General features: G+C 55.1%; 13 protein-coding genes. 12 read left to right on the forward strand and 1 reads right to left on the reverse strand.

From position 1 onward, the window contains the following. Nucleotides 1-245 precede the first annotated feature (245 nt). Nucleotides 246-848: a hypothetical protein gene (locus E6C55_RS18465; protein WP_136371295.1), complete on the forward strand. Its 603-nt coding sequence runs from the start codon at nucleotides 246-248 to the stop codon at nucleotides 846-848. Nucleotides 849-1076: 228 nt separating this feature from the next. Further along, on the forward strand, nucleotides 1077-1514 hold the full coding sequence (locus tag E6C55_RS18470; protein WP_136371296.1) for a hypothetical protein: 438 nt from the start codon (nucleotides 1077-1079) through the stop codon (nucleotides 1512-1514). A 459-nt stretch (nucleotides 1515-1973) separates the two neighbouring features. Here E6C55_RS18470 and E6C55_RS18475 read toward each other — a convergent pair whose 3' ends face one another. Continuing rightward, the gene (locus E6C55_RS18475; protein ID WP_136371297.1) at nucleotides 1974-2555 is read right to left on the reverse strand and encodes a JAB domain-containing protein; all 582 of its coding nucleotides are present in this window, start codon (nucleotides 2553-2555) and stop codon (nucleotides 1974-1976) included. A 301-nt stretch (nucleotides 2556-2856) separates the two neighbouring features. Here E6C55_RS18475 and E6C55_RS18480 point away from each other — a divergent pair, with 301 nt between their 5' ends. The 10 genes from E6C55_RS18480 to E6C55_RS18525 all read left to right on the forward strand — a co-directional run bounded on the left by E6C55_RS18480 (nucleotide 2857) and on the right by E6C55_RS18525 (nucleotide 26103). Next, the gene (locus E6C55_RS18480; RefSeq protein WP_136371298.1) at nucleotides 2857-3690 is read left to right on the forward strand and encodes an AbiJ-NTD4 domain-containing protein; all 834 of its coding nucleotides are present in this window, start codon (nucleotides 2857-2859) and stop codon (nucleotides 3688-3690) included. Between the two features lie 138 nt (nucleotides 3691-3828). Next, the gene (locus tag E6C55_RS18485) at nucleotides 3829-4200 is read left to right on the forward strand and encodes a hypothetical protein (RefSeq protein ID WP_136371299.1); all 372 of its coding nucleotides are present in this window, start codon (nucleotides 3829-3831) and stop codon (nucleotides 4198-4200) included. 59 nt (nucleotides 4201-4259) lie between these two features. Continuing rightward, nucleotides 4260-6305 (forward strand): tetratricopeptide repeat protein, encoded by a 2046-nt coding sequence (locus E6C55_RS18490; RefSeq protein ID WP_136371300.1) that lies wholly within the window; start codon nucleotides 4260-4262, stop codon nucleotides 6303-6305. A 1039-nt stretch (nucleotides 6306-7344) separates the two neighbouring features. Continuing rightward, nucleotides 7345-12159 (forward strand): RecQ family ATP-dependent DNA helicase, encoded by a 4815-nt coding sequence (locus E6C55_RS18495; protein WP_136371301.1) that lies wholly within the window; start codon nucleotides 7345-7347, stop codon nucleotides 12157-12159. A gap of 135 nt (nucleotides 12160-12294) precedes the next feature. After that, nucleotides 12295-13920: an AraC family transcriptional regulator gene (locus E6C55_RS18500; protein ID WP_136371302.1), complete on the forward strand. Its 1626-nt coding sequence runs from the start codon at nucleotides 12295-12297 to the stop codon at nucleotides 13918-13920. A 150-nt stretch (nucleotides 13921-14070) separates the two neighbouring features. Next, nucleotides 14071-14853, forward strand: coding sequence for a 2,3-dihydro-2,3-dihydroxybenzoate dehydrogenase (locus E6C55_RS18505; RefSeq protein WP_136371303.1), 783 nt, complete (start codon nucleotides 14071-14073; stop codon nucleotides 14851-14853). A gap of 37 nt (nucleotides 14854-14890) precedes the next feature. Next, the gene (gene dhbC / locus E6C55_RS18510) at nucleotides 14891-16123 is read left to right on the forward strand and encodes an isochorismate synthase DhbC (protein ID WP_407923752.1); all 1233 of its coding nucleotides are present in this window, start codon (nucleotides 14891-14893) and stop codon (nucleotides 16121-16123) included. Nucleotides 16124-16148: 25 nt separating this feature from the next. Then, nucleotides 16149-17855 carry a (2,3-dihydroxybenzoyl)adenylate synthase gene (locus E6C55_RS18515; protein WP_211093614.1) on the forward strand — a complete coding sequence of 569 codons (1707 nt, stop codon included), beginning with the start codon at nucleotides 16149-16151 and terminating at the stop codon, nucleotides 17853-17855. 88 nt (nucleotides 17856-17943) lie between these two features. Next, entirely contained in the window at nucleotides 17944-18897 is a 954-nt protein-coding gene (locus tag E6C55_RS18520; RefSeq protein WP_136371306.1) for an isochorismatase family protein, read from the forward strand. A gap of 24 nt (nucleotides 18898-18921) precedes the next feature. After that, nucleotides 18922-26103, forward strand: coding sequence for an amino acid adenylation domain-containing protein (locus E6C55_RS18525; protein ID WP_136371369.1), 7182 nt, complete (start codon nucleotides 18922-18924; stop codon nucleotides 26101-26103). Nucleotides 26104-26106 lie beyond the last annotated feature (3 nt).

Genomic DNA, 26106 nt, shown 5'->3' on the forward strand with positions numbered 1-26106 from the left:
ATCTCCCCATTCCACGTTATAATTATAACGTGTAATGGCTAAGATTGGCAAGCCATAAATAGCAAAAAACCGCGATATTACGCGGATTTTGCGAAATCCACGTTATAATATCGCGGGGATTCAGGTTCTATACCAGTTGTATTGCGTTAATTGGGATCTCAGCGGAAGATTACACAAAATATTTAGTTCATAAAGTTGGCAAGAGCGAATGGGAGTCGAAAATACAACAGGATAGATTGAAATTAATGTATGAATCAAAACTAATTTCAAAAGAATCTTATACGTTATTGAATGACATCCGTAAAATTAGAAATGACTGTCTTCATTACAACCAGAACTTTAAAAAGAAAGACAACGGAATATTAAAAAAAGAAGCTTTAAGTGTGATGAATGACTTCAAGGAGATGTTGAAAATTTCCTTAGGTTTTAAAGAGAGTATGAATTTAGAAAAATTCAATGAAATCGTGACTGCTGCTGTAAATGAATTAGGTGGTTCAGAGAATAAGCATATTAAGAATTTTGATGATATGATCTTCAAGGAGCGAAATGCACTTTCCCAATTATTTAATTTGGACATTACGATTAAACCGGGGACGGAACTTATATCAAGAGAAAGTATTTATCTTGTCGCAGAAGTTGATTTAGATTTTAAAGAAGTCACGTTAATTGATACTGCCAATGAGTTTCCGGTCATAATCGATTTGACTGAGACAAATATAAGTCAGATTAAAGATATGGACCTTGTTGAGAATGATATTGTCTATGGTGCTATCACTTCCACGGTAAATAGCTTTGGACAAACTGCGGCTTGGACATTAACAAGAATAAAAAAACTTCTCCCAATATGATCAATGCTATTTTAATTTATCATCTTCCCAAGAAAGAAATCAGGGGTGGGTGATCGTCTTGAAGAATGAAATAATAGCGATTGCGAGTAGGTTACTAGCTTCAGAAGAGATTTGGAATATAGCTTCTATGTAAAAATCGCAAAAATCTATTTATGGAAATGATAAAAATAGATATGAAATTGGGTGGTGCAGGAATTCATAATATTAATAAGGGAAGCATTGGGCGATATGAAGTTGAGGATCGGGATATATTTCGGCCAATTCAATATAATTTATGCATACTTAAAAATGCAGCCCGGTGATTTCGACTGGGTTACTAGAGAAATAATTCATATGGGTGGCTTACATTTAGAATCTTTAATAAAGAGGTTGTTTAATATTGATAGATTCCCTCTAGGTCAAGCTTTAGCATCACCACTCGCCAAATTTAAACTTGATAGTCAGTTATATTTAAATTTGAAGGAAATAATAAAGCCATATAATAATGCAAAGCATCATTTAGATCATAAAAAGGATACGCACTTATTTAGTGTAGAGTGTGCCATACTTTATTATTTATCAGTGAGAAAGATATCACTGAAGCTTATGCCTATAGTACATTTATATACACTTGCTGAAGTATGGGATTCATTGGATAGTGAGTCAACGGATTTAATATTGGGGTGAAGCGTCCAATGGGGAGACTAAAAAATACGCGATATTGATGAGTTTAATGAATCATGAATATTCCTGATGCTTCAATAAGCGAAGCGATGAAATTCTCACGAACATTACAAATCTGGATGAAGAAATGGAATCGGAACAATTCACGAGAGACATTCTTTACGATTCGAATAATACTCCGCATGGCCCAGTTGAAATAGGCGATATACTTACAACATGTTGCGTGCGAGGACGGTTTCTGAGGATGGAGCAAAGATAGAACACGAACATGATAGGAGGCGGAGATTTGTTATATGGATGTTACAAAGTTTATTTGGGAAAATATTAAGATTGTTTCTTCAACAGTACTCGTCCTAGTTGTAGCCCGCATTTTTATTAAGCCCATTTATACAAGTTTGAGAAGCATATTTCGATATACTAGCTCCGGAAAGTACTTGCAAAGAATAAACATCCTACATACGATTACAAATATTGTTTTACCTGTACTTCTGCTCGCTTCGTTTCAATTCCGACGAGTTCCCCAGCACTTACAAGTCTTTTGGTTAATTGAATGTCTTCAGGCGATGGAGTAGGGTCTGAACTAGGATGATTATGGACGCATATGAGTGATGCGCTACATCGTTTGATTGCGGCCCGGAAAACTTCTCGTGGATGTACTACAGTGGCGTTCAGCGAACCGATTGAGATAGTTTCTCTATGAATCACACGATTTTTTGTATTCAGAAATAAGCAAATGAAATGTTCTATGGGAGAATGTCTCAAGTCGGGGGCGAGCAGATCGTATACTTCTTTAGGACGATGAATTGCAACTTGATCGTGTGAGGGAATGGTCAAGGCTTTTGCCAGTTGAAGCAAAGCCGTAATCTGGCGAGCCTTACTTGTTCCAATTCCTTTAATCATGGTTAACTGCTGCTCGCTTGCTTCCAATAGTTCTATCGTTGTCGGGAACTGTTGAAACAATTCTTGAATCACGTAGCTGTCGTGTTTCTCCCTTAATGATTCTGAGATAAGGCGCTTGATTTCTGCTGGTGGATAAGTGTTCATTGGTTTTCCTCCGTTAAGTTTGATGGACACAAAAAGGCCGTACACGTTGAAGGTGTAAGGCCTTTCAATGCATGTAGAGCTTCTCACGAGAACAGCCCATCATGCAGTGGTATCAGGGATATAATATAGAAATCTTTTTTTTGACTCTACGTATTTTCCAAAGACTAGGGTCTTAGATTTTGCTCATGGAAAAGGAAAATGACGTAAATACTCGAATAGTATCTTTTGATGGTAGTGTTTGTCTCTCGTTACATGGGAATGATATTACAAAACTAGAAGCGAACCTAAGGGGGCAAAGTAGATGGTGAGACAAAACTTCTCGGAACGAAATGGATATACTAGCAAGCAAATTCAATTTGAGGGTGTTGATTTTGCACTTAAAAATAGGATTTGGAATGTATTTTATGGACGAAATCAATATTTATTGAACCCTTCTCTGAGAAGTCCGGGGTTGGAAATCATTGAGGATATTTTGGATATTTTTGGATTCACATATGAGTATCCGAAAGACTGGGTGGCACGCGGCAATAATATGAAAAAACTAGAAAGCCTCTTTCTGAAAAAGGAGTGGCACTTTGTCTATGATTTTATTGAAATTTATTTAGAGAAAGAATCTGAAAAAAGCAAATCTAATTGCAATAGCATTGCAAAGGAGCTTACTCGTGTATTAGAAGAAGAAAAGTCAGGATACCGCATTGTAAAAAACTTGGTTGTACCAATTACGACAAAATCTGAATTGAAATCTATTGATCAATCAATTAGTACAAAGTATGATTCCGTGAATACTCATATGTTAAAAGCCCTCACATTATATTCTAGACGTAAAAATCCAGATTATGAGAACTCTATAAAAGAATCTATTAGCGCGATTGAGTCACTTTGTTGCATCATTACAGGCAATAATAAAGCTACATTGGGAGATGCGCTAAAAAAAATGGATGAGCGTGGATTGAATTTGCATGGTGCATTAAAATCAGCGTTAGGTCAGCTTTACGGATATACTTCTGATCAAAATGGTATTCGTCATGCAGGGATTGACTTTGCAGGAGCATCTACAGAAGATGCAAAATATATGTTGGTTTCTTGCTCTGGCTTCGTGAATTATTTCATTGAAAAATGGGAAAAGAGTATGTGATGTGAAACTGCTGGAGTATTGGATAAGTAAAAACGTATTACATCAATAATAAAGTTACTAGGATTGGCTCTTAATAACGCAGTATCTTGGTATTTAGTTTGATACTCCGATCACTTTTATTCTAAAGGAGACTTAACAATGGGGATTAATTTACAAGTAGGATTACTTTATGAAGTTAAACGGTATCATTATCATGTCGCGGGCTATACAGTAGGTGAAATAGAAATCCTGTGTTTTGATCAAAATTCATATGGTGCTCAAGGAACTGTTACTCAAACAGGTGAAAAACTCTCTTTAGGAAAAACTTTTACTTCTGAGAAAGAAGTTTTAGACGAGATTACAGTAATTCTTGAAAAAAAGCTCATCGAAGACCCGTTTGTACAACATTCTGAAAATCTGTTTAAGCTTCAAAAAATAGGTGCTTCTCAAAATGAATTACAAGAATATTATGATAAAACTTTCTACAGCAAAGGCCTAAATCCACCGAGCAGACCATTCTCTAATAAATGAACGCACGCTTGCAATGATATTCATTCTGTTTTCTAATGCTGACTAGGTAGGGGATTACTATGGAATCTTATTATAGTGAAAAACTTACAGGAGGGAGTTATGCATCGGCTGGTTTCACTTATCAAGACCGATGTTCCCTTATTTTATTGTTTTTGAATATGAGCAATCCCAACTTTGTTTCTCTGTCTGTAGAGACTCTTAATGACATTACTTTGAATTATCAAGATCATGAAGTGCTGGTACAAGTCAAAAAGCAGAAGATTAATAAAAACAAATTTAAGAAACTTTTGTCTGAGGTTGAACCAGATAATGAAAAACAATATTTATTTGTAGGAACCGCAATTCAGGAAGAATTAGAGAATTTATTACGGAAGAAAAAATCGTTATTGAACGTAATGAAATCAAATAGAAGTGCTACTGAAATTGAATGTGCTATCAGCGACTACAAGGAAGAACTAAAAAAACATAATCTGGACAAATTTTTTGATGCATTGATGAGATCTGATTATAAATGTTTTCCAGAAGAGTTGGCCGATACAATTTTGTATGCGTATTATTCAGAGTGGATTCAAGAAAATAAATTAACCATTAACCAGAAAGAATTCATGAACCACTTGAAAATATCAGTACAGGAACTAAGAAGTGAAAGAGGATTTCTTACCAAATTAAAGGTGCTTGAAGATATTAATAAATTTAAGATAGAATCTAACCTTGACATTATTGTTAATACAATCTTCGAAAAAAAACTTAACGCAATATCAGATGGTTTAAAAATACTTGGGGAAGATAAAACAAGCGTCTTATCCTCACTCGAAGAATTGATTAAAGAAGCAAATGACCTTTTAGTGGACGGTGAGTATAGAGAGGCGCTACGAATATATGAAGTTTTATCTAGAAAATATAAAAGAGCGCCGATATATGAAAGGTGTGCCGCTCTAAATGAATTACTCGAAGAGCACCTTGAAGTTATAAACTATTGTGATAAATTACTGGAAATCGAAAATAATCATTTTGACGGACATATAATGAAAGGAACGGCATATGGGGGGATGGGTGAACTAGATAGTGCGCTTGATAGCTTTTTCTCGGCAAGGAAAATTAAAGATAGTCCAGAACTATTCTATAACATCGGGGTCGTTTATAGGCAAAAGAAAGAGTACATTAAGTCGCGTCAGTTTTATAAAAAGTGTTTGGAAATGGATGACACATTCTATTCAGCACATTTGAATATTAGTGAATTTTGTTCTACGTATGAGGCTATCAAACACCTAGATAGAGCACTAGAGTTAAAATCCGATCTATATCAAGCATATGGTAGAAAAGGAGAAGTTTTAAGATATATTGGCTTATATGATTTAGCAATTAAACATTTTGAAAAATGCCTAGAGTATGACCAATATAATTATCAATCTCTACTTGGAGTATCTCTTTGTTTAATGGATGAGGGAAGATTGGAAGAAAGCACGTTATATTTCACTTCGTATCTAAAAGAGTGTCTAGATGTTGAATCTAAATTAAAAGTGGGGGAGTCTCATTTAATCGTTGATACAATTTGGCATCGAACTAGATATGTTGTAGTCACTAGAATTGATTATGAAACTTATAGAATAAAGTCCCCAGAAAATGATATTATTATCAAGCTAAATGATGATGGAATGATCTTTGCCTCGATTGTACTTGAGTCTGGAAGTGTGAAGGTAGTATTTGGGAAGAAATATAGTAACAAATCTAGTTTCATTAATAACATTTCGAGTATAAAAAAAAGTATTGTCAATAACAGCACTGATGATATTGATGGGAATGATGTAACTGTATTATTGGAGGAACGTGAGGACAGATTTTGCTTGAAGTTTATTTTTGGCAGTACCTATTCAATATTTGGATTCACTGACACTAAGTCTGTAGCAGTTGAGGTATATGAAAGAGCATTTAACATCTTAGGTTACGCAGATATAATTTTAAGTAATTCTTACGATAATGAAACGTTTGTTATTAATAATATAAGGAATATACAATTTGTAAGAAGGGAATTAACCCCTGATTTATCTTACAAAGTCTCCGAAAGTATTATAGATCAAGCGCTAGGAATTGAAGACAAAGAATAGCGCATTTGAAATTGATCAATGTGGTCACATTTCCTGCCACACATTTTCTATTAAAGGTTAGCAGGGAACTTGGACATTGAATCATAGAATCTAATGAACGCCTTGTCCCACAAGGCGTTCCTCCGCTACTCTCTTAATTGAATTCAATTTCAACAGGAAGGGTTCTATATACTCCTCAGGAAAAGGAAAATATATCGGTATGTCGAATCTTTACTTAATAGCTATTTAAATCCCTCATCTTTCCACGGGCAGTGATGAGGTCTGGTTTCATACAAAATGATGGGCAGAAAGGTAGAACTCTGCCCGATCATTTTGTTAACATTTTTGCTACCATAAATCTATCCGACACATCTCGGACTTAGAGGACGAGGAACATAAGATTACCCTTTAACCCGCATGGTTAAAGGATTTCTGTTCGAGAGTGCTATGGTTTTGAGAGAGGGTTAAAAAGGCTATTTCAGGACTTAAAATCCTGCGGTGGGTGACCTGACTACAGTAATATTAAGGTGCATTGCATAAGCTGGAGTCTTTTTTTCGAACATCTCCTTTAGATCCGGAACTAACTATGTACAAGCTATATAAAAGACGATTTTTATCAGGTAGCCGGCCAACCGAGAACCTTTCTAACTTTTCTTCTAAACAATAGTATAACTGCAGATTCCAGAACCCATCGCAAAAAATCGAAATCATCGCTGAAATTCCTTGTCCCACTTGGGATTTCAGCCGGTGAATTCGATACGGTGAGCAATCACCCAAGCGGCCATTTCTAGATTCAGGTTCCAGTGGGCTAACCCCTCGTTGGAGGTTCGAGTCTTCTCGTCCGCACCATCTTAACAAATAACATGCTTCTGAACTTGTCCTTGTGACGGTTCGGAGGCTTTTTTGTTTGATTGGAGTTTGTAATGTGTTGCCCATAACCTGCACTGCCGAACTCTTTGAATTGCTGAAAAGGATGGAATAGAAAGGAATTTCCATAATTATGTCGAAAGCATAGGGAAAGCCAGCATGTAAGGGCATTTTATAGGCAGGAGAGACTTCCATGGAACCTATTGCTTTCATCGATACGGAAATCGAACCGAAGACCGGAAGAATCGCGGATATCGGCGGCGTCTTAGGGAACGGGCGAACCTTCCACTCCTCGTCGGTCCCCGACTTTGTTTCCTTTGTGCGGGAAGCTCGCTTCCTATGCGGACATAATCTGCTTAATCACGACATGAACTATATCGGGCAGGCTGTTCGGTCGGCGGGGATTCCATCCTCCCGAATGATCGATACGTTGCATCTGTCCGCCTTGCTGTTCCCCGCCAAGCCGTACCATAAGCTGGTCAAGGACGATAAACTGCAAACGGAAGAGCTGAACAATCCGTTAAACGATGCAATTAAAGCAAAAGAGCTTTTTTTGGACGAGCTCGCCGCTTTCCACAAAATCTCGCCCGCGTTGAAGTTTATTTTTTATTCCCTCTTGCAGGATCAAAAAGAGTTTATGGCGTTCTTCCAATATATTGGATATGTTGATCTTCCCGCGAACCCGGTTGAAGCCATCCGCCGCGAGTTTCGCTTGCGGATTTGCGACCATACCGATCTTGCGCTGCTCATCGAACAAAATCCGATTGAGCTGGCCTATTGTCTGGCTCTGATTCACTCCGGACACAAGACGTCCATTACGCCTCCTTGGATCATCAAGAACTTCCCGGCCGTCCAAGGAATCATGATCTTGCTTAGGGGCAAGCCCTGCTATCGCGAGTGCGGCTATTGCGATGAACAGTTGGACAGCCGCAGAGGGCTCAAGCGCTTATTCGGCTATGATGGCTATCGAAGCTATGCGGGTCAGCCCTTGCAGGAAAATGCGGTAAATGCCGCGATCGCGGGGAAATCCCTGCTGGCCGTATTCCCTACCGGGGGCGGCAAATCCATCACCTTTCAAGTGCCTGCGTTGATGAGCGGAGAAAGCGTGAGGGGGCTGACCGTGGTCATTTCTCCTTTGCAGTCGCTCATGAAGGATCAAGTGGACAACCTGGAGAAGCAAGGAATAACCGAAGCGGTGACCATTAATGGTCTGTTAGATCCGATCGAACGAGCAAAATCATTGGAGCGTGTCGAGAACGGCTCCGCATCCATTCTATACATAGCGCCGGAATCTCTGAGATCCAAGACGATCGAACGGTTGCTGCTCGGAAGGAACGTGGTCCGGTTCGTCATTGACGAAGCTCACTGTTTTTCCTCATGGGGACAGGACTTTCGGGTCGATTACTTGTATATCGGCGACTTCATTAAATCTCTTCAGGATAAGAAAAATCTGGCCGACGGCATTCCGGTATCTTGTTTTACCGCAACCGCCAAGCAAAAAGTCATCGAGGATATCCAGGCTTATTTCAAGGGGAAGCTTGCCATCGAGATGAGTCTCTTCAGCTCCAGCGCATCCAGAACCAATCTTCATTATCAAGTGTTCGAACGAGCCACGGACGAGGACAAGTACAATACGGTTCGGGAGCTGCTGGAATGCAAACCATGTCCCACGATCCTCTATGTCTCCCGCACGAAACGGGCGGATGAATTGGCCTTGCGGCTGTCCAATGACGGCTATCCGGCCAAATCCTATCACGGCAAAATGGAAAAACACGTGAAAACGTCGCATCAAGACGCCTTCATGAAGGGCGACGTTCAAATTATGGTTGCTACGTCCGCCTTCGGCATGGGCGTCGACAAGAAGGACGTAGGAATGGTCATTCACTACGACATATCGGATTCTCTCGAGAACTACGTTCAGGAAGCCGGCAGAGCGGGGCGGGATGAAGCGATATCTGCCGATTGCTACGTTCTGTTTAATGACGAGGACTTGAACAAACACTTTATTCTGTTGAATCAGACGAAGCTGAGCATTCAGGAAATTCAGCAGATCTGGAAGGCCGTCAAAGAGGTTACCCGGTTCCGTTCAACCGTATCCCAATCGGCATTGGAGCTGGCCAGAAGGGCAGGTTGGGATGACGGGATTCTCGATATTCAAACGAAAGTAACGACGGCGATCTCTGCGCTGGAAGAAGCGGGGTACTTGAAGAGGGGGCAAAATATGCCCAGGGTGTATGCCGACAGCATTCTCGCCAAGAACGCGATGGAGGCCATCGAGCGGATTCACCGCTCCGGAAAATTCGACGAAAAACAAAAGGCGAATGCATCCCGGATCATTCGCAAGTTGTTTTCCAGCAAAAGCAGAAAGCACTTGAGCAATGAAACGGCGGAATCAAGAATCGATTACATCGCGGATCACTTGGCGATTCCAAAGGAAGAAGTCATCCAACTGATCACGCTGATGCGCGAAATCAAGATTCTGGCCGACGCCAAAGATTTAACGGCTTTTATTAAGAAAAAGGAAAATGCAAACCGATCTCTCGGGATCTTGAAGCCGTACATCCAGGTTGAACGGTTCCTGCTCGCCGAGCTGGATACGGAAGAAAAAATCCTTCATCTCAAAGAATTGAACGAAAAGGCGGAGCAATCCGGTTGCCAGGAGGCCTCCCCTGCCAAATTGAAGACCGTCTTCAACATCTGGGCGATAAAAAACTGGGTGAGAAGGCGGACGGTGGACTTCAACAAACATCATATCGCGGTTCAAGCACTGTACGGGCAGGAGCAGATGAAGGAGAAGCTGGAGAAGCGCCATGAACTGGCGGCCTTTATTGTAGAGTATCTCTATGCAAAAAGCGAGTCCGAGGCTTTGGGCGAAGAGAAGCCGCGTGAGGAAGCGCTGGTGGAATTCTCCGTGTTGGAATTGAAAGAAGCGTTCGAAAACCGCCAAATTCTGTTCCAAAGCAACACCTCCGCAGATGAGATCGAAGACGCGCTGTTCTATTTGTCCCGGATTGAAGCCTTGAAGATAGAAGGCGGCTTTATGATTGTTTATAACGCCCTGACCATCGAGCGCACCGAACAGGACAATAAGCGTCGATATAAAATTGAGGATTATCAGAAGCTGAACCAGTACTACGAGAGCAAAGTGCAGCAGATCCACATTGTCGGGGAATACGCCAAGCAGATGATCGCCGATTATAAGGCGGCGCTGCAGTTCGTCGAAGATTATTTTCAGCTTAATTACTCGTCGTTTCTGAATAAGTACTTCAAGGGCAGTCGGCAAAACGAGATCAGGCGCAATATTACGTCGGCGAAATTCCGCCAACTGTTCGGCGAGTTGTCTCCCGTGCAGTTGAAGATCATTAACGATAATGCGTCTAAGCATATGGTCGTGGCAGCCGGGCCCGGAAGCGGCAAGACGAGGATTCTGGTACACAAGCTTGCTTCTCTGCTATTAATAGAGGATGTGAAGCATGAACAACTGCTTATGCTGACGTTCTCAAGAGCGGCGGCTACCGAATTCAAGATGCGGCTCCATCGGCTGATCGGCAACGCGGCTCATTTTATCGAGATTAAGACCTTTCATTCGTATTGCTTCGATTTGCTGGGGAGAATGGGGACGATCGAGAAATCCGATGAAATTATCCAGGAGACGCTCAAGCGAATCAAGTCGGGGGAGGTCGAAGCGGCCAGACTGACCAAAACCGTGCTTGTGATCGACGAAGCTCAGGATATGAATGCCCAAGAGTATGCGCTTGTCTCCATGCTGATGGAAATGAACGAAGAAATGCGTGTTATCGCCGTTGGGGACGACGATCAGAATGTATATGAGTTTCGCGGCTCGAGTGCCAGGCACATGAAGAGCTTGATCGGTCACCCGTCAGCGGTGAAGTACGAGCTGATGGAAAATTACAGAAGCAAACGCAATCTTGTGGATTTCGCCAATCAGTTTGCGGCAACGATTGCGGATCGGTTAAAAGTGACGCCGGCCATTTCCTTTCAGAGAGACTCCGGTCAAATCAAGCTTATTCGGCACAGAGGCGGGAATCTGATAACTCCTTTGGTCGAGAGCATGCTTGCCCAGGAGCTGCGGGGGACGACCTGCGTGCTGACCCGGACCAATGACGACGCTGCTCTTCTGGCGGGGCTATTGGTGAAGCACGGCATGCAAGCCAAGCTCATCCAGTCCAATGACGGATTCAACCTGTACAATCTGAAGGAGATCCGATTCTTTTTGGAGCGGCTTTGCTTGACGGAAGAAGTGTATACGATCGGCGAGGAGGATTGGAAGGCGGCGGAACGTGCGCTTGTCGAACAGCACAGGCAAAGCCCGAATCTGGAGATTGTCTTGAACCTGTTGCGGGATTTCGAGCAGGCGAATCCTCGCCATAAATACAAATCCGATCTGGATATATTTATCCGGGAATCCAGGCTGGAAGATTTCATTCGGGCGAATACGGACACCATTGTCGTATCCACGATTCATAAGGCCAAGGGCCGCGAGTTTGACAATGTGTTTCTTATGCTGGATCTATTTTCCCTTCGTACAGACGAGGAGAGAAGGCAGGTCTACGTTGCGGTTACCCGGGCGAGAAGCAATCTGACCATTCACTGCAGCGGGCCGATTTTCGATTTTATTCAAACGGACGGCTTCCTTGCATGGGAGGACGGCCGAATAGGTTCACCGCCTGACAAACTGGTGATGCAGTTGATGCTGCAGGACGTATGGCTGGATTTTTTTCTCGGTTGTCAGGAGGCAATAAAGCAACTGAATAGCGGCGATCTGCTGGCAGTAGACGGAGAATGCTGTCGCAACGCCAAGGGTGTCGCGGTTATTCGCTTCTCCAAGCAAATGAAGGGGAAGCTCGAACGGCTTCGGAGAGAGAGCTATCGGCCGATAAGAGCCATGGTCAAATATATCGTGTACTGGTACAAGGAATCCCAGGATAAAGAGATTCCAGTCGTGCTGCCGGAGCTGCACTTGGAGCGGGTAGATCCGACCGGCTGACGCACCGCATACGAATCCGTCAGCCGGGCCGATATATAATTGTTGCCTGTCATTCATTGACAGGCCTTTTTTGACTATGCTAAATTTTTTACTGATAATGATTCTTATTTTCATGAAAGCGAAGGAGGTCTTTTCATGACAGCCGTTCCTGCCGTCCAACAGGAGGACGCTTATTCTTGCCTCGATCTGCTTTGGGTGAAATTCCGCGCAGTGCGCCTGCTGCGGCAGACACACTTCAAGCCGCAACTGTTATATGCTCACGGACTCGTCGTCGTCAAGCAAGGCGAGGGACATATTACGCTCGACCTCGGCATGCATCGGCTGGACCCCGATACGGTCCGCTTCATTGCGCCCGGCCAGACGATCGGCTTCTCCGAGGAACAGGGCAGCAAGCTTGAGGTGTATCTGTTCACCTTCGATCTGCATTGGGACCAGGAGGTGCCGCCGAACCGGCGCGTCTGGCCGCTGCCGGGCGTGGTGGCCGTCAAGCCGGATCACGCGCTCTACCAATTGTGCGAAGCGGTCAGCGGCTGCAGCCGCAGCGGGCAGGCGCTCGAGCGTTTCAGCGGGCAGACGCACTTTCAGAAGCTGCTGTCGTGGATCTTTAACCATATCCGCCGCGAGAAGAAGCAGGACTCCCGCCTCGCCATGGACCGGACCCGCAGCTACATGGAGTCGCACTACAGCGAGAGCATTACGATCGACCAGCTCGCCCGCATGGCCGAGGTATCGCCCAAATATTACGTGTCCCTGTTCAAGAAAACATACGGCAAAACGGCTATCGACTACTTGACCGGGGTCAGGGTGAACAGGGCGAAGCAACTGATGCTTCAGGAGGACATGCGGCTGAAGGATATCGCCTACCGGGTCGGGTATAACGACGAGTATTACTTCAGCCGCATGTTCAAAAAGGAGGTCGGCATCTCTCCCACGGCGTATCTCAGGAAACGGCGGCAAAAGGTCGTTGCTTACAGCGCGACGGTGCTGGGCCAACTGCTGGCGCTCCAGATCATGCCGTATGCGGCCCCGCTGCATCCCAAGTGGACGTCGTATTACTATACGCAGTACCGTTACGATATTCCGCTGCACCTGAGCGGCTACCGGTTCAACGAAGACTGGGAGGCGAACCTGGACGTGCTGAAGCAGGCGCGGATGGACTGCATCATCTCGACCGATCAGTTGCATCCGCCGGAAAAAGAACGTCTCGAGCAGCTCGCTCCGGTGCATGTGGTGCCCTTGTACGAGCGGGGCTGGCGGGACCAGCTCGCGGACATCGCCGCCATCGTCAATGCGGACGACGAGGCCCGCGTATGGCTGGAGCGGTATGACGAGCACGCGGCGCGGGTGCGCGAGCGCCTGCACGAAGCGCTGCAGGGCGAGACCGTGCTCATCGTCAGTTTGTACAACGATCGTTTTTTCCTCTTCCCGTCCATCGGCATGCGGGACGTGTTCGCCGATCTGGCGCTGCGCGCGCCGGAGGGGGCCGCGGCCTACGGCGGCAACAAGTGCGTCTCGCTGGCGGAGCTGTCCGCGCTCGAAGCGGATCATATTCTGCTGAACGTCCGCCAGGAATCCGTGACGCTGGATCATTGGGAACGGCTGCGGACAACGGAGGCGTGGCAGGACGTCAGGGCGGTGCGCAGAGGATGCGTGCATCATATCTCGTCCGACCCGTGGCGGGAGTATTCGGCGCATGCGGCCATGCGGATGGTGCAGGACGTGTACGAGCGTCTCTGCGACAGTCGCGCCTTGGACGCATAACGGAATCTGAATTTCGTACATCCGATATTGTGGAAATCGTTCATGGAAAGGGGAGTGACATTCACCTATAATCAACGTTGATAATGATTATCAATTGCAAAATAGGGACGATGAGGCACAATCGGGCGGATGAGGAGGAAGATCATTTAAATGGGCACCGCGTTTGAAGGAAAAGTCGCGCTCGTCACCGGCGCCGCCCAAGGCATCGGCGAGGCGATCGTTCATGCGCTGTGCGGGCAGGGGGCGATCGTCGCCGCGGTCGACAGGCAGCGGGAGCCGCTCATGCGTCTGAGCGCAGCGCTTGCCGGGCAAGGAAGTCCGGCGAGGGCGTATCCCTTGGATCTGAAGGATGACGAGGCGATCTTGCAAACCGTGGCGCGAATCGAGGAGGAGCTGGGCGCGATCGACATTCTCGTGCATGCGGCCGGCGTTCTGCGCACGGGATCGCTCTCGACATACGCCGACGAGGACTGGGAGGAGCTGTTCGCGGTGAATGTCGGCGCCGTATTCCGCCTCACGCGCGCGGTGAGCGAGCGCATGATTCCGCGCAGGCGGGGCGCGATCGTCACGGTATCGTCGAATGCCGCCGCCGTGCCGCGCATGGGCATGGGTGCCTATGCGACGACCAAGGCGGCGGCGACGATGCTGACCAAGTGCTTCGCCCTCGAGCTGGCGGCGTACGGCATCCGCTGCAATATCGTATCGCCGGGCTCGACGGATACGCCCATGCTGCGCGGCATGTGGCAGGACGAACGGGGCGCGCAGGAGACGCTGGACGGCTCGCTGCCGGCCTATCGGACCGGCATCCCGCTTCGCAAGCTGGCGACCCCGGCGGATATCGCCGAGGGCGTGCTGTATCTGGCATCCGAACGCGCCGGTCACCTGACGATGCACGATCTGCGCATCGACGGGGGAGCGACGCTGGGCGTATAACCCTATGATCCGATCGGCTTAAAGGAGGATGAATCGTCTGAACGCACAAGGACAAGTCACGGAGGCGACAGCCGCCGATTTATTGGAGGATTACCGGCGCGGCCATTCCTTTTTCTTCGCCACCCCGCAGGCTACCTGGCTGGCCGAGGGGACACTCGCCGTGCTTCCGGCCGCCGCCGACCGCGAGGAGTTGGGGACGCTGCCGGAGCGCGCCGAGAGACTGCTGAAGCAACTGAAGCGGGACGGACAGCGGCCGCCGATGCTGGTCGGCGCGGTACCGTTCGACCCGGGTCAGGCTGCGCATCTCGTCGTGCCGCTCACGGTCCGCAAGCTGGAGAAGCTCAGCCTCGATTCGCGTGCGCCGCTGCGCGCGCCGTTCGGAGGCGGCTTCACCGTCGAGCCGTTCCCCGAACCCGAGGCGTATGTCGACGGCGCAAGCCGGGCGATCGGCCGCATGCGTGCGGGCGAGCTGGATAAGATCGTGCTGGCTCGCACGCTGAGGCTCGCCTCGCCGCAGCCGATCAGGCTGAACGAGCTGCTGCACAACCTGGCTCAGCACAACACGCTCGGCTATACGTTCGCCGTCGATCTGCCGAGGCGGAGCGAGAGCGAAGCCGGCGGACGGACGACGGACCGCACGCGCACCTTGATCGGCGCCAGTCCCGAGCTGCTGGTCGCAAGGACCGGCTCCCGCGTATATGTCAATCCGCTGGCGGGCTCGACGCCCCGCAGCTCGGATGCCGCCGAGGACGAGCGGCGCGCGCAGGCGCTGCTGGCTTCGCCGAAGGATCTGCGCGAGCATGCGCTTGTGATCGAAGCCGTCGCCGAAGCGCTGCGGCCTTATTGCAGAACGCTTGACGTACCCGCGAAGCCGTCGCTTGTCAGCACGGCCGCGATGTGGCATTTATCCACCGAGATCAGGGGGGAGCTTGAAGATCCCGAGATGACGTCGCTGGCGCTCGCCGTCGCCCTCCATCCGACGCCCGCCGTATGCGGCGCGCCGACCGGGCTGGCGAGAGCGGCGATACGAGAGCTGGAGCCGTTCGACAGAGGCTTCTATGCGGGCCTTGTCGGCTGGTGCGATGCGAGCGGAGACGGCGAATGGGCGATCGCGATCCGCTGCGCCGTGGCGGAGAGCCATTCCTTGGAGCTCTATGCCGGCGCGGGCATCGTCGCCGAATCGAGCGCCGAAGCCGAGCTGGCCGAGACTTCGGCCAAATTCCGCACTATGCTGCGAGCGATGGGGGTGCAGGATGACGAAGCCTATTGACCGGGAGGAGGAGGCCTGGGCGCAACTGATGCGGGACTGCCCGTCCTGGCCGGACGACATGGCGGCGGCATACCGTGCGGCCGGGCTCTGGGAAGGGCTGACGTTCGGCGAGATGCTCGCCGACAGGGCGGCGCGCTACGGCGACAAGACCGCGATCGTTGCCGGAGAGACGAGGCTCGGCTATGCGGCGCTGCACGAGCGGGCGGGCAAGCTGGCCGCCGGCTTGTTGCAGCTCGGCGTAGGACCGGCCGATCGCGTCGTCGTGCAGATGACGAATCGGCACGAGTTCTTCACCGTCGTGTTCGCGCTGTTCCGCATCGGCGCGCTGCCGGTATTTGCGCTGCCGCTGCATCGCCTCAGCGAGATTGCTTATCTGTGCGAATTCAGCGAAGCGAAGGCCTATGTCATTCCCGATGTCGACGCAGGGTTCGACTACCGCGCGCTCGCGGCGGACGTGCTGGAGCGGGTTCCGGGCCTTCGGCACGTGCTCGTGGCGGGAGAGACGGGCGGGGAGACCGGCTCGTCTGCGTTCCTGTCGCTCGAACGGCTGGCGGCGCTCGCCGGACCCGAGGAGCCGGCATGGCCGCGGGGCGAAGCCGGGCGCGTCGCCTTTCTCCAACTGTCGGGCGGCAGCACCGGTCTGCCGAAGCTGATCCCGCGCACGCACGACGACTACATGTACAGCGTCCGGCGCAGCAACGAGATCTGCGGCATAACCGAGCAAAGCATCTATATGGCGGCGCTGCCGGTCGCGCACAATTTTCCGTTGAGCTCGCCTGGGGCGCTCGGCACGCTGTACGCGGGCGGCACGGTTGTGCTCGCCGCGGCGCCAAGCCCCGACGAAGCGTTCCCGCTCATCGCGAAGGAGCGCGTCACCGTTACGGCGCTGGTGCCGCCGCTTGCGCTCGTCTGGATGGAGGCCGCGGCGCTGCGGCGGCCGGATCTGTCCAGCCTCCGGTTGCTGCAGGTCGGCGGGGCCAAGTTCAGCGCCGAGGCCGCGGGCCGCGTCCGGCAGACGCTGGGCTGCCGGCTGCAGCAGGTGTACGGCATGGCCGAAGGGCTCGTGAACTATACGAGGCTCGACGACGACGACGAGATCGTCGTGAACACGCAGGGGCGTCCGATGTCGGACTGGGACGAGATCCGCATCGTCGACGAGGACGACGCCGAGCTGGCTCCGGGCGAGGTCGGCGAGCTGCTGACGCGCGGGCCGTATACGATCCGCGGCTATTACAGGGCGGAGGCGCACAACGCCAAGGCGTTCACTGCGGACGGCTTCTACCGCACGGGCGATCTCGTGAAGGCGGATGCGCAAGGTTATCTGGTCGTCGATGGACGCGCCAAGGATCAGATCAACCGGGGCGGCGACAAGATCGCCGCCGAGGAAGTGGAGAATCATCTGCTTGCCCATCCGGCCGTCTTCGACGCCGCGCTGGCGGCGATGCCGGACGCCTTCCTGGGCGAGCGCGCCTGCGCCTTCATCATCCTGCGCGAGGACCGCAAGGCGACAGGTCCCGAGCTGCGGGCATTCCTGCGCGAGCGCGGGCTGTCCGCCTACAAGATTCCGGACCGCTTCGCGTTCACGGATGCTTTTCCCCAGACGAATGTCGGCAAGGTGAGCAAGAAGGCGCTGCGCGAGCGCTTGATGGCCGAAGTGTCCGGGTCTGTGCCCGCAACCGCACCGGCCGGCGCGTCTGCGCAAGCCGCCGCTTCCGCCCGAGCCACCCAATAAATCAGCCAATAAACCAGTCCAATGAATCAGTTCAATAAATCAACTCAATGAATCAATTCAATAAATCAGCGAAAGAAGGCATTAGCAAATGGCACTTCCTGCGATTCAACCTTATCCGATGCCCCAAGCGGCCGACCTGCCTGCGAACCGCGCGAGCTGGACGCCCGACCCGAAGCGGGCCGTTCTGCTCGTGCATGATATGCAGGCTTATTTCCTGAACGCCTTCGCGGCGGACCAGTCGCCGATCACCGAGCTGCTGGCGCATATCCGGGCGCTGCTGGACCGGTGCCGCGCGCTCGGCATTCCCGTCGTATACACCGCGCAGCCGGGCGAGCAGTCCCGCGAGGAGCGCGGGCTGCTGTTCGACTTCTGGGGAGAGGGCATCAACAAAGCGCCGCACCTGAAGCATATCGTGCCCGAGCTGGCGCCCGCCGAAGGCGACATTGTGCTGGACAAGTGGCGCTACAGCGCCTTCCGCAGATCCGATCTGGCCGGACTGATGCGGGAGCGGGGGCGCGATCAGCTTCTTATCACGGGCATTTATGCGCACATCGGCTGCATGATGACGGCGGCCGAGGCGTTTATGCAGGATATTCAGGCGTTTATGGTGGCGGATGCGCTGGCGGACTTCTCGGCGGAAAATCACGCCATGGCGGTCGCCTATGCGGCGAACCGCTGCGCGGTCGTATTGACGACGGCGCAGACGCTGGAGCAACTGGAGGCGGGAGCGGATGATGCCGGAGCCGTTGCTGCCGGAGCCGATGGAGCTGCGGCGCCCTCCGATTCCGCGCAGCGCTTCTACGATGTCGACGCCTTGCGCGCCCAGGTGGCCGGGCTGCTGTTCGAATCGCCGGACGCTATCTGCGACCGCGATCACTTGATCGACGAGCACGGGCTGGACTCGATCCGCGTCATGAGCCTCGTCGAAGCGTGGCGCGGGCAAGGGGCCGACGTCACGTTCGTCGAGCTGGCCGAATGTCCGACGCTCGCGAGCTGGAGCGAGCTGCTGCAAGCCAAATCGACCGCGGACGCCAGCGTCTAGCGGAGGAAGGGAGAGATGACCGCAATGCTGGTCGCGCCAACGATTCGCAGACCTCTGTCGGGCGCTCAGGCGGGCATATGGTATGCCCAGCAGCTCGACCCGCACAACCCCATGTACAATACGGGCGAATATGTCGACATCCGGGGGCCGCTCGATCGCCGGACGTTCGAGGCGGCGCTCCGTCAGGCATGGCTGGAAGCCGAAGCCCTTCACGTCCGGTTCGAGGAGGATGGCGAGGGACCTTGGCAGGTGCTCGCGCCTCATTCCGGATGGACGCTGCACGAGGCGGATCTGAGCGGAGAGGCGGAGCCCTTCGAGTTGGCACGCGCCTGGATGGACGCCGATCTGGGCCGTCCGTGCAAGCTCGCCGAAGGGCCCCTGCTGACCCAAGCGCTGTTCAAGCTCGGCCCGGAACGTTATTTGTGGTATCAGCGCATTCATCATATCGCCATCGACGGCTACGGCTTCTCCTTGCTGACCAAGCGCGTCGCGCAGGTATACACGGCGATGAAGCAGGGCCGGCCTTGGATGAACGGGGGCTTCGGCTCCTGGCACCGCGTGCTGGACGAGGACGAGGGCTACCGCGGCTCGGAGAGAATGGAGGCCGACCGCCGGTACTGGCTGGACCGGTTCGCCGACGATCCGGATGCCGTCAGCCTGTCCGACCGTGCGCCGCGGAGCGCGCATCGGGTCGTGCGGCATTCGTCGGAGCTGTCCGCCGCCGCCGCGTCGAGCCTGCGCCGATCCGCGCAGCTTCACGGCGTCGCCTGGTCCGAGATCGTGCTCGCCGCCGTTGCCGCGTATGTGCACCGGCTTACGGGCGCGGAGGACGTCATCCTCGGCCTGCCGATGATGAGCCGTCTCGGCTCGGCATCGCTCAACACGCCGGGCATGGTCATGAACATTGTTCCGCTGCGCTTGCAGGTCAGGCCGGCGACGACGGTGTCGGAGCTGGTGCGCCAAGCCGCGCGGGAGGTCCGCGAAGCGCGCAAGCACCAGGGCTACCGGCACGAGGAGCTGCGCCGCGAGCTCAGGCGGGTCGGCGACGGCCGCAGGCTGTACGGCCCGATGGTCAATATGATGCCGTTCGACAGCGGGCTGCAGTTCGGCGACGCGCCCGGCATCAAGCACAATCTGTCGGCCGGACCGGTCGACGACGTGGCCGTCAACGTGTACCTCAAGCCGGATGGCGCCGGCCTGCAGCTCGATCTGGACGGGAATCCGGAGCTGTATGCCGAAGAGGAGCTGCGTGCGCATCATCGGCGTCTCCTTTATTTCCTCGAAAATACGGCGAGCGCGCTGCCGGGCGACCCGGTCGGCCAGCTTGCCCTGCTGAGCGGGGCGGAGCGCGAGGAGGAGCTGAGGCGCTGGAACGATACGGCTCGGCCCGTGCCGCAGGCCCGTACGTCGGAGCTGTTCGAGGCGCAGGCGCAGCGCAGTCCCGGCGCAGTTGCGCTCGTCCACGACGCGGAGACGGTCGGCTATGCGGAGCTGAATGCGCGAGCGAACCGGCTGGCGCGCCTGCTGATCGCACGCGGCGCGGGACCGCAGCGCATCGTGGCGATAGCGGCGCCCCGCTCGGCGGAGATGATCGTCGCCATGCTGGCCGTCCACAAGACCGGTGCCGGCTATCTGCCGCTGGACATCGATTTTCCCGCGGACCGGATCGCCTATATGGTGGAGGACGCCCGCGCACTGGTGATGCTGACTACGGCCGAGGTGGCGGAGAGGCTGCCGCAGCCGGCGGTAGGGTCGGACCGGCAGGCGCTCGTCCGGCTCGACGATCCCGCCGTGCGGGCGGAGCTGGCCGGCTATGCGGACGACAATATCGCGGGCGGGGAGCGGAACGCCGTCCCGCAAGGCGCCGATCCGGCCTACATTCTGTATACGTCGGGCTCCACGGGCAAGCCGAAGGGCGTCGTCATCCCGTACGCCGCGCTCACGAACTTCCTGCTGGCGATGGGCGAGCAGTTCCGGCTGACGCCGGAGGATCGGCTGCTCGCGGTCACGACGATCTCATTCGATATTTCGATCCTCGAGATATTTATGCCGCTCTTAAGCGGCGCCCGGCTCATCGTCGCCGGCAAGCGGACGGTCCAGGACGCTGCGGAGCTGTCGCGGCTCATCCGCTCGTCGGGCGCCACGCTTATGCAGGCGACGCCGTCGCTCTGGCATGCGCTGCTGGAGCAGGCGCCGGAGGGCTTGCGCGGCCTGCGCGCGCTGGTCGGCGGCGAGGCGCTGTCCGGCGCCCTGCTGCGCGATCTGCAGGCGCTCGGCTGCCGGGTGACGAACCTGTACGGCCCGACGGAGACGACGATCTGGTCGACGAGCGCGACGTACGAAGCGGACAGCGACGTGCCCAAGCCGTCCATCGGCCGGCCGATCTGGAATACGCAGCTGTACATTCTGGACAGCGGCCTGCAGCCTGTGCCGCCCGGCGTGACCGGCGACCTGTATATCGCGGGCGACGGACTCGCGCTCGGCTACTGGCAGCGTCCGGGGCTGACGGCGGAGCGGTTCGTCGCCGATCCGTACGGCCCGCCGGGCTCGCGGATGTACCGCACCGGCGATATGGCGCGCCGGCTGCCGGACGGCACGACGGACTATTGCGGACGTGCCGACCATCAGGTCAAGCTTCGCGGCTATCGCATCGAGCTCCCGGAGATCGAAGCGGTGCTGAGCGGCTATACGGGCCTGACGCAAGGTGCGGTCGTCGTCCGCGAAGACCGGCCGGGAGACAAGCGGCTGGTCGCTTATTATGCGGCGAACGAGGCTGTCGACGCCGCATCGCTGCGCGCGCATATGGCGGCGTCGCTGCCGGAATATATGGTGCCTTCGGCGTTCGTCGCCGTGGAGCGGTTCCCGCAGACGCCCAACGGCAAGCTGGACCGCAAGGCGCTGCCGGCCCCGCACGAGCTCGCCGGTCCCGCGGTCCGCGCGGCCCGCACGCCGCAGGAGGAGCTGCTCTGCGCGCTGTTCGCCGAGGTGCTCGGGCTGCCGCTGGTCGGCATCGAGGACGACTTCTTCGAGCTGGGAGGGCATTCCCTGCTTGCGGGGCGGCTGGTCGGCCGCATCCGCGAAGGGCTGCAGGCCGAGCTCAGCATCGCCAGCCTGTTCGAGACGCCGACGGTGGCGGGCATCGCGAGGCGGATCGACAGTGCCGCCGCGGCGAGACCGGGCATTCGCCCGGCCGTGCGTCCGGCGGACATTCCGCTCTCGTTCGCCCAGCGCCGCCTGTGGTTCCTCGACTGTCTCGAAGGGCCGAGCCCGACGTACAATATCCCGCTAGTCGCCGCGCTGACCGGTCCGCTTGACCGCAACTGCCTGGAGGCGGCGCTGCGGGATGTCGTCCGGCGCCACGAGACTCTGCGGACCGTCTTCCCCGAGCGGGACGGAACCGCGGCGCAGCGTATTCTGGCTGCGGACGCCTGCGAGATCGGGCTGATCTTCTCCGAGGTGCCGGAGGAGGCGCTTGCGGACGAGTTGGCCGCCGCCGCGCGCTACGGCTTCGATCTGGCGCGGGAGCCCTCGTTCCGGGCGCACCTGTATGCGGTTGGGCCCGAGCGGCATGTGCTGTTGCTCCTGCTGCATCATATCGTCGGCGACGGCTGGTCGCTCGATCCGCTGACGCGGGATCTTGCGGCCGCCTATGCGGCCCGCATGAGCGGAGAGGCGCCGACGTGGACGTCGCTGCCTCTGCAGTATGCGGACTACGCGCTCTGGCAGGAGCGGCTGCTCGGCGACGAGAGCGATCCGGACAGCCTGATCGCGCGCCAGATCGCCTTCTGGAAGGATACGCTGCGCGCTCTGCCGGATCAGCTCGAGCTGCCGACGGACCGCCCGCGTCCCGCGGAATCGACGCATGCCGGGGATACGATCCGGGTAACGCTGCCGGCCGGGCTGCACGCCCGTCTGCTGGAGCTGTCAAGGGCGACGCGAACGAGCCTGTTCATGGTCGTGCAGGCGGGGCTCGCCGCGCTGTTCACCCGCCTCGGCGCGGGAACGGACATCCCGCTCGGCAGTCCGATCGCCGGTCGCAACGACGACGCGCTCGGCGACCTGGTCGGTCTGTTCATCAACACGATCGTACTGCGCACCGATACCTCCGGCGATCCGAGCTTCAGACGGCTGCTGGAGCGGGTGCGCAGCGCGAATCTGGCCGCTTACGAGCACGGGGACGTGCCGTTCGAGCGGTTGGTGGAGGTGCTGAATCCGCCGCGGTCCCGCGCGAGGCATCCGCTGTTCCAAGTCATGCTCGCCTTCCAGAATACGCCGGAGCCCCGGCTGCCGCTGGCGGGCATCGACGCCGAGCTGCGGCTGGCGACGGTGGGCCGGGCGAAGTTCGACCTGACGATTGAGTTCAGGGAGAGAAGAGGGACGGATGGAACGCCGGACGGCATCGACGGCTGGCTGGAGTTCGCGAACGATCTGTACGAGCGCGCCACGGTCGAGAAGCTCGCGGCCCGGCTGGAGCTGCTGCTGGCGGAAGCCGTGTCCGCACCGGACATGCCGATCGGCCTGCTGCCGATTCTGCTGCCGGAGGAGCGGACGGCGCGCGCGTCTCAGGCCGCGCTGCCGGAGGCTCATGCCTGGACCGGGCGCCATCTGGCGGAGCTGTTCGAGCTTCAGGCGGCGAAGCGGCCGGATGCGGCGGCAGTGACGTACGAAGGCGAGACGCTCGCCTACGGAGAGCTGAACGCCCGCGCGAACCGGCTGGCGCATCTTCTGATCTCCCGGGGCATCGGTCCCGAGCGGCTCGTCGGCCTCCTGCTGCCGCGCTCCATCGACATGATGGTCGGCGTGCTGGCGGTGCTGAAGGCTGGCGCGGGGTACTTGCCGCTCGATCCGGATTATCCGCTCGACCGCCTCGCGTTCATGCTGGAGGACACGCAGCCGTCGTGCATCGTGGGCTGCCTTGAGACGGCGCCGGCACTGGCCGGGCAAGAGCTGCTGCTGCTTGACGACGCGCCTGCGGCGGAACTGCTGGCCCGCTATCCGGACACCGATCCGACGGACGGCGACCGCGTCGCTCCGCTTGCGCCGGATGCGGTCGCGTACATCATCTACACGTCGGGCTCGACCGGCAAGCCGAAGGGCGTCGTCATTCCGCACAGCAACGTCGTGCGCCTGTTCGCGTCGACCGACCGCTGGTACGGCTTCGGCCCGCAGGACGTATGGACGCTGTTCCACTCGTACGCGTTCGACTTCTCGGTATGGGAGATGTGGGGCGCGCTGCTGTACGGCGGCCGGCTCGCGATTGTGCCGCACCGGACGTCCCGCTCGCCGGACCTGTTCCTCGAGCTGCTCTGCAGGGAGCGCGTGACGGTGCTGAACCAGACGCCGAGCGCCTTCTACCAGCTCATGCAGGCAGACAAGGAGCGGCCGGAGCTCGGCCGGACGCTGTCGCTGCGATACGTCATCTTCGGCGGGGAAGCGCTCGATCTCGGCCATCTGCGGGATTGGTACGACCGCCACGACGACCGGGCGCCGCAGCTCGTGAACATGTACGGCATCACGGAGACGACGGTGCATGTGAGTTATTTCCCGCTGTCGCGCGAGCTGACGGAGAGCAAGGGCGCCAGCCTGATCGGCGGCGCGATTCCGGACCTGCGGGTGTACGTGCTCGACCGCTATATGCGGCATGTGCCGACGGGCGTCACGGGCGAGATGTACGTGGCCGGATCGGGACTCGCCCGCTGCTATTGGCGGCGTCCGGGCTTGACGGCGGAGCGGTTCCTTGCCGATCCGTACGGACCTCCCGGAGCGCGGATGTACCGGACGGGCGATCTGGCGCGCTGGCTCGCGGACGGGACGCTGGACTATCTCGGCCGGATCGACCATCAGGTCAAGATCCGCGGCTTCCGCATCGAGCTCGGCGAGATCGAGGCGGTGGCGGCTCAGGCCGAGCATGTATCCAAGGCCGTCGTCATCGCCAGGGAGGACATCCCCGGCGACAAGCGGCTGGTGGCCTACATCGTGCCGGAGGCCGGCGTCGAGCTGGACGCCGATGCGCTGCGCCGGCAGGCGTGGGCGGCGCTGCCAAGCTATATGGTGCCCGCGGCGTTTGTCGTGCTGAAGGAGCTGCCGCTCACGGTCAACGGCAAGCTGGACCGCAAGGCGCTCCCGGCGCCGGACTTCTCCTTGGCCGCCGGAGGCAGAGGCCCGCGGACGCCGCAGGAGGAGATACTGTGCGACCTGTACGCGGAGACGCTGGGCCTCGCGAAGGTCGGCATCGACGACGGCTTCTTCGATCTCGGCGGCCATTCCCTGCTCGCGGTGAAGCTCATGAGCGGGATTCGCGATGCATTGGGCGTGTCGCTCGGCATCGGCACGCTGTTCGAAGCGCCGACGGTGGGGGGCCTCGCGGCCAAGCTCGAGGGCGGCGGCAGCGAGGGCGCGCTGGAGGTGCTTCTGCCGCTGCGAACAAGCGGCACGCGCCCGCCGTTCTTCTGCATCCACCCGGCGGGCGGGCTCAGTTGGTGCTACGCGGGCCTCATGAAGTCGCTCGGGCCGGATGTGCCGATCTACGGCCTGCAGGCGAGAGGCATCGCGAGACGGGAGCCGCTGCCGGCGGACCTGGCGGAGATGGCGGCCGATTATATCGCGCATATCCGCTCGGTGCAGCCGCACGGCCCGTACTACCTGCTCGGCTGGTCGCTCGGCGGCAATGTGGCCCATGCGGTCGCGTCGCTCCTGCAAGCGGAGGGCGAGGAGATCGCGTTGTTGGTCATGCTGGACGCGTTCCCGAGCCACTTCCTGCCGATCAGCGAAGGGCCGAATGAGGAGGAGGCGCTGATCGCTCTGCTGGCGCTCGGCGGTTACGATCCGGACAGCCTCGGCGGGGTGCTGGACATGGAGGCCGCGGTCAACATTCTCCGCAGCGACGGCAGTGCGCTCGCAAGCCTTGAACCGTCGGTCATCATGAGCCTCAAGGATACGTATGTGAATTCCGTGCGCATCCTGGGCGCCTATCGGCCGGGAACGTACAGGGGCGATCTGCTGTTCGTCCACTCGACGGTCATCCCGGACTGGTTCACGCCGATCTCTCCGCAGACGTGGCAGCCCTATATTACCGGCTCGATCGAGCGGCACGACCTGGCCTGCAGGCATAAGGATCTGTGCCAGCCGGGCCCGCTGGCGGACATCGGGCGGATCATCACCATGAAGCTGGCGGAGATGGAAGGCGAAGCGTGCAATTCGAGATAAAAT

Origin of the sequence: Cohnella fermenti, from assembly GCF_004801405.1 — a bacterium.
Lineage (GTDB): Bacteria > Bacillota > Bacilli > Paenibacillales > Paenibacillaceae > Cohnella > Cohnella fermenti.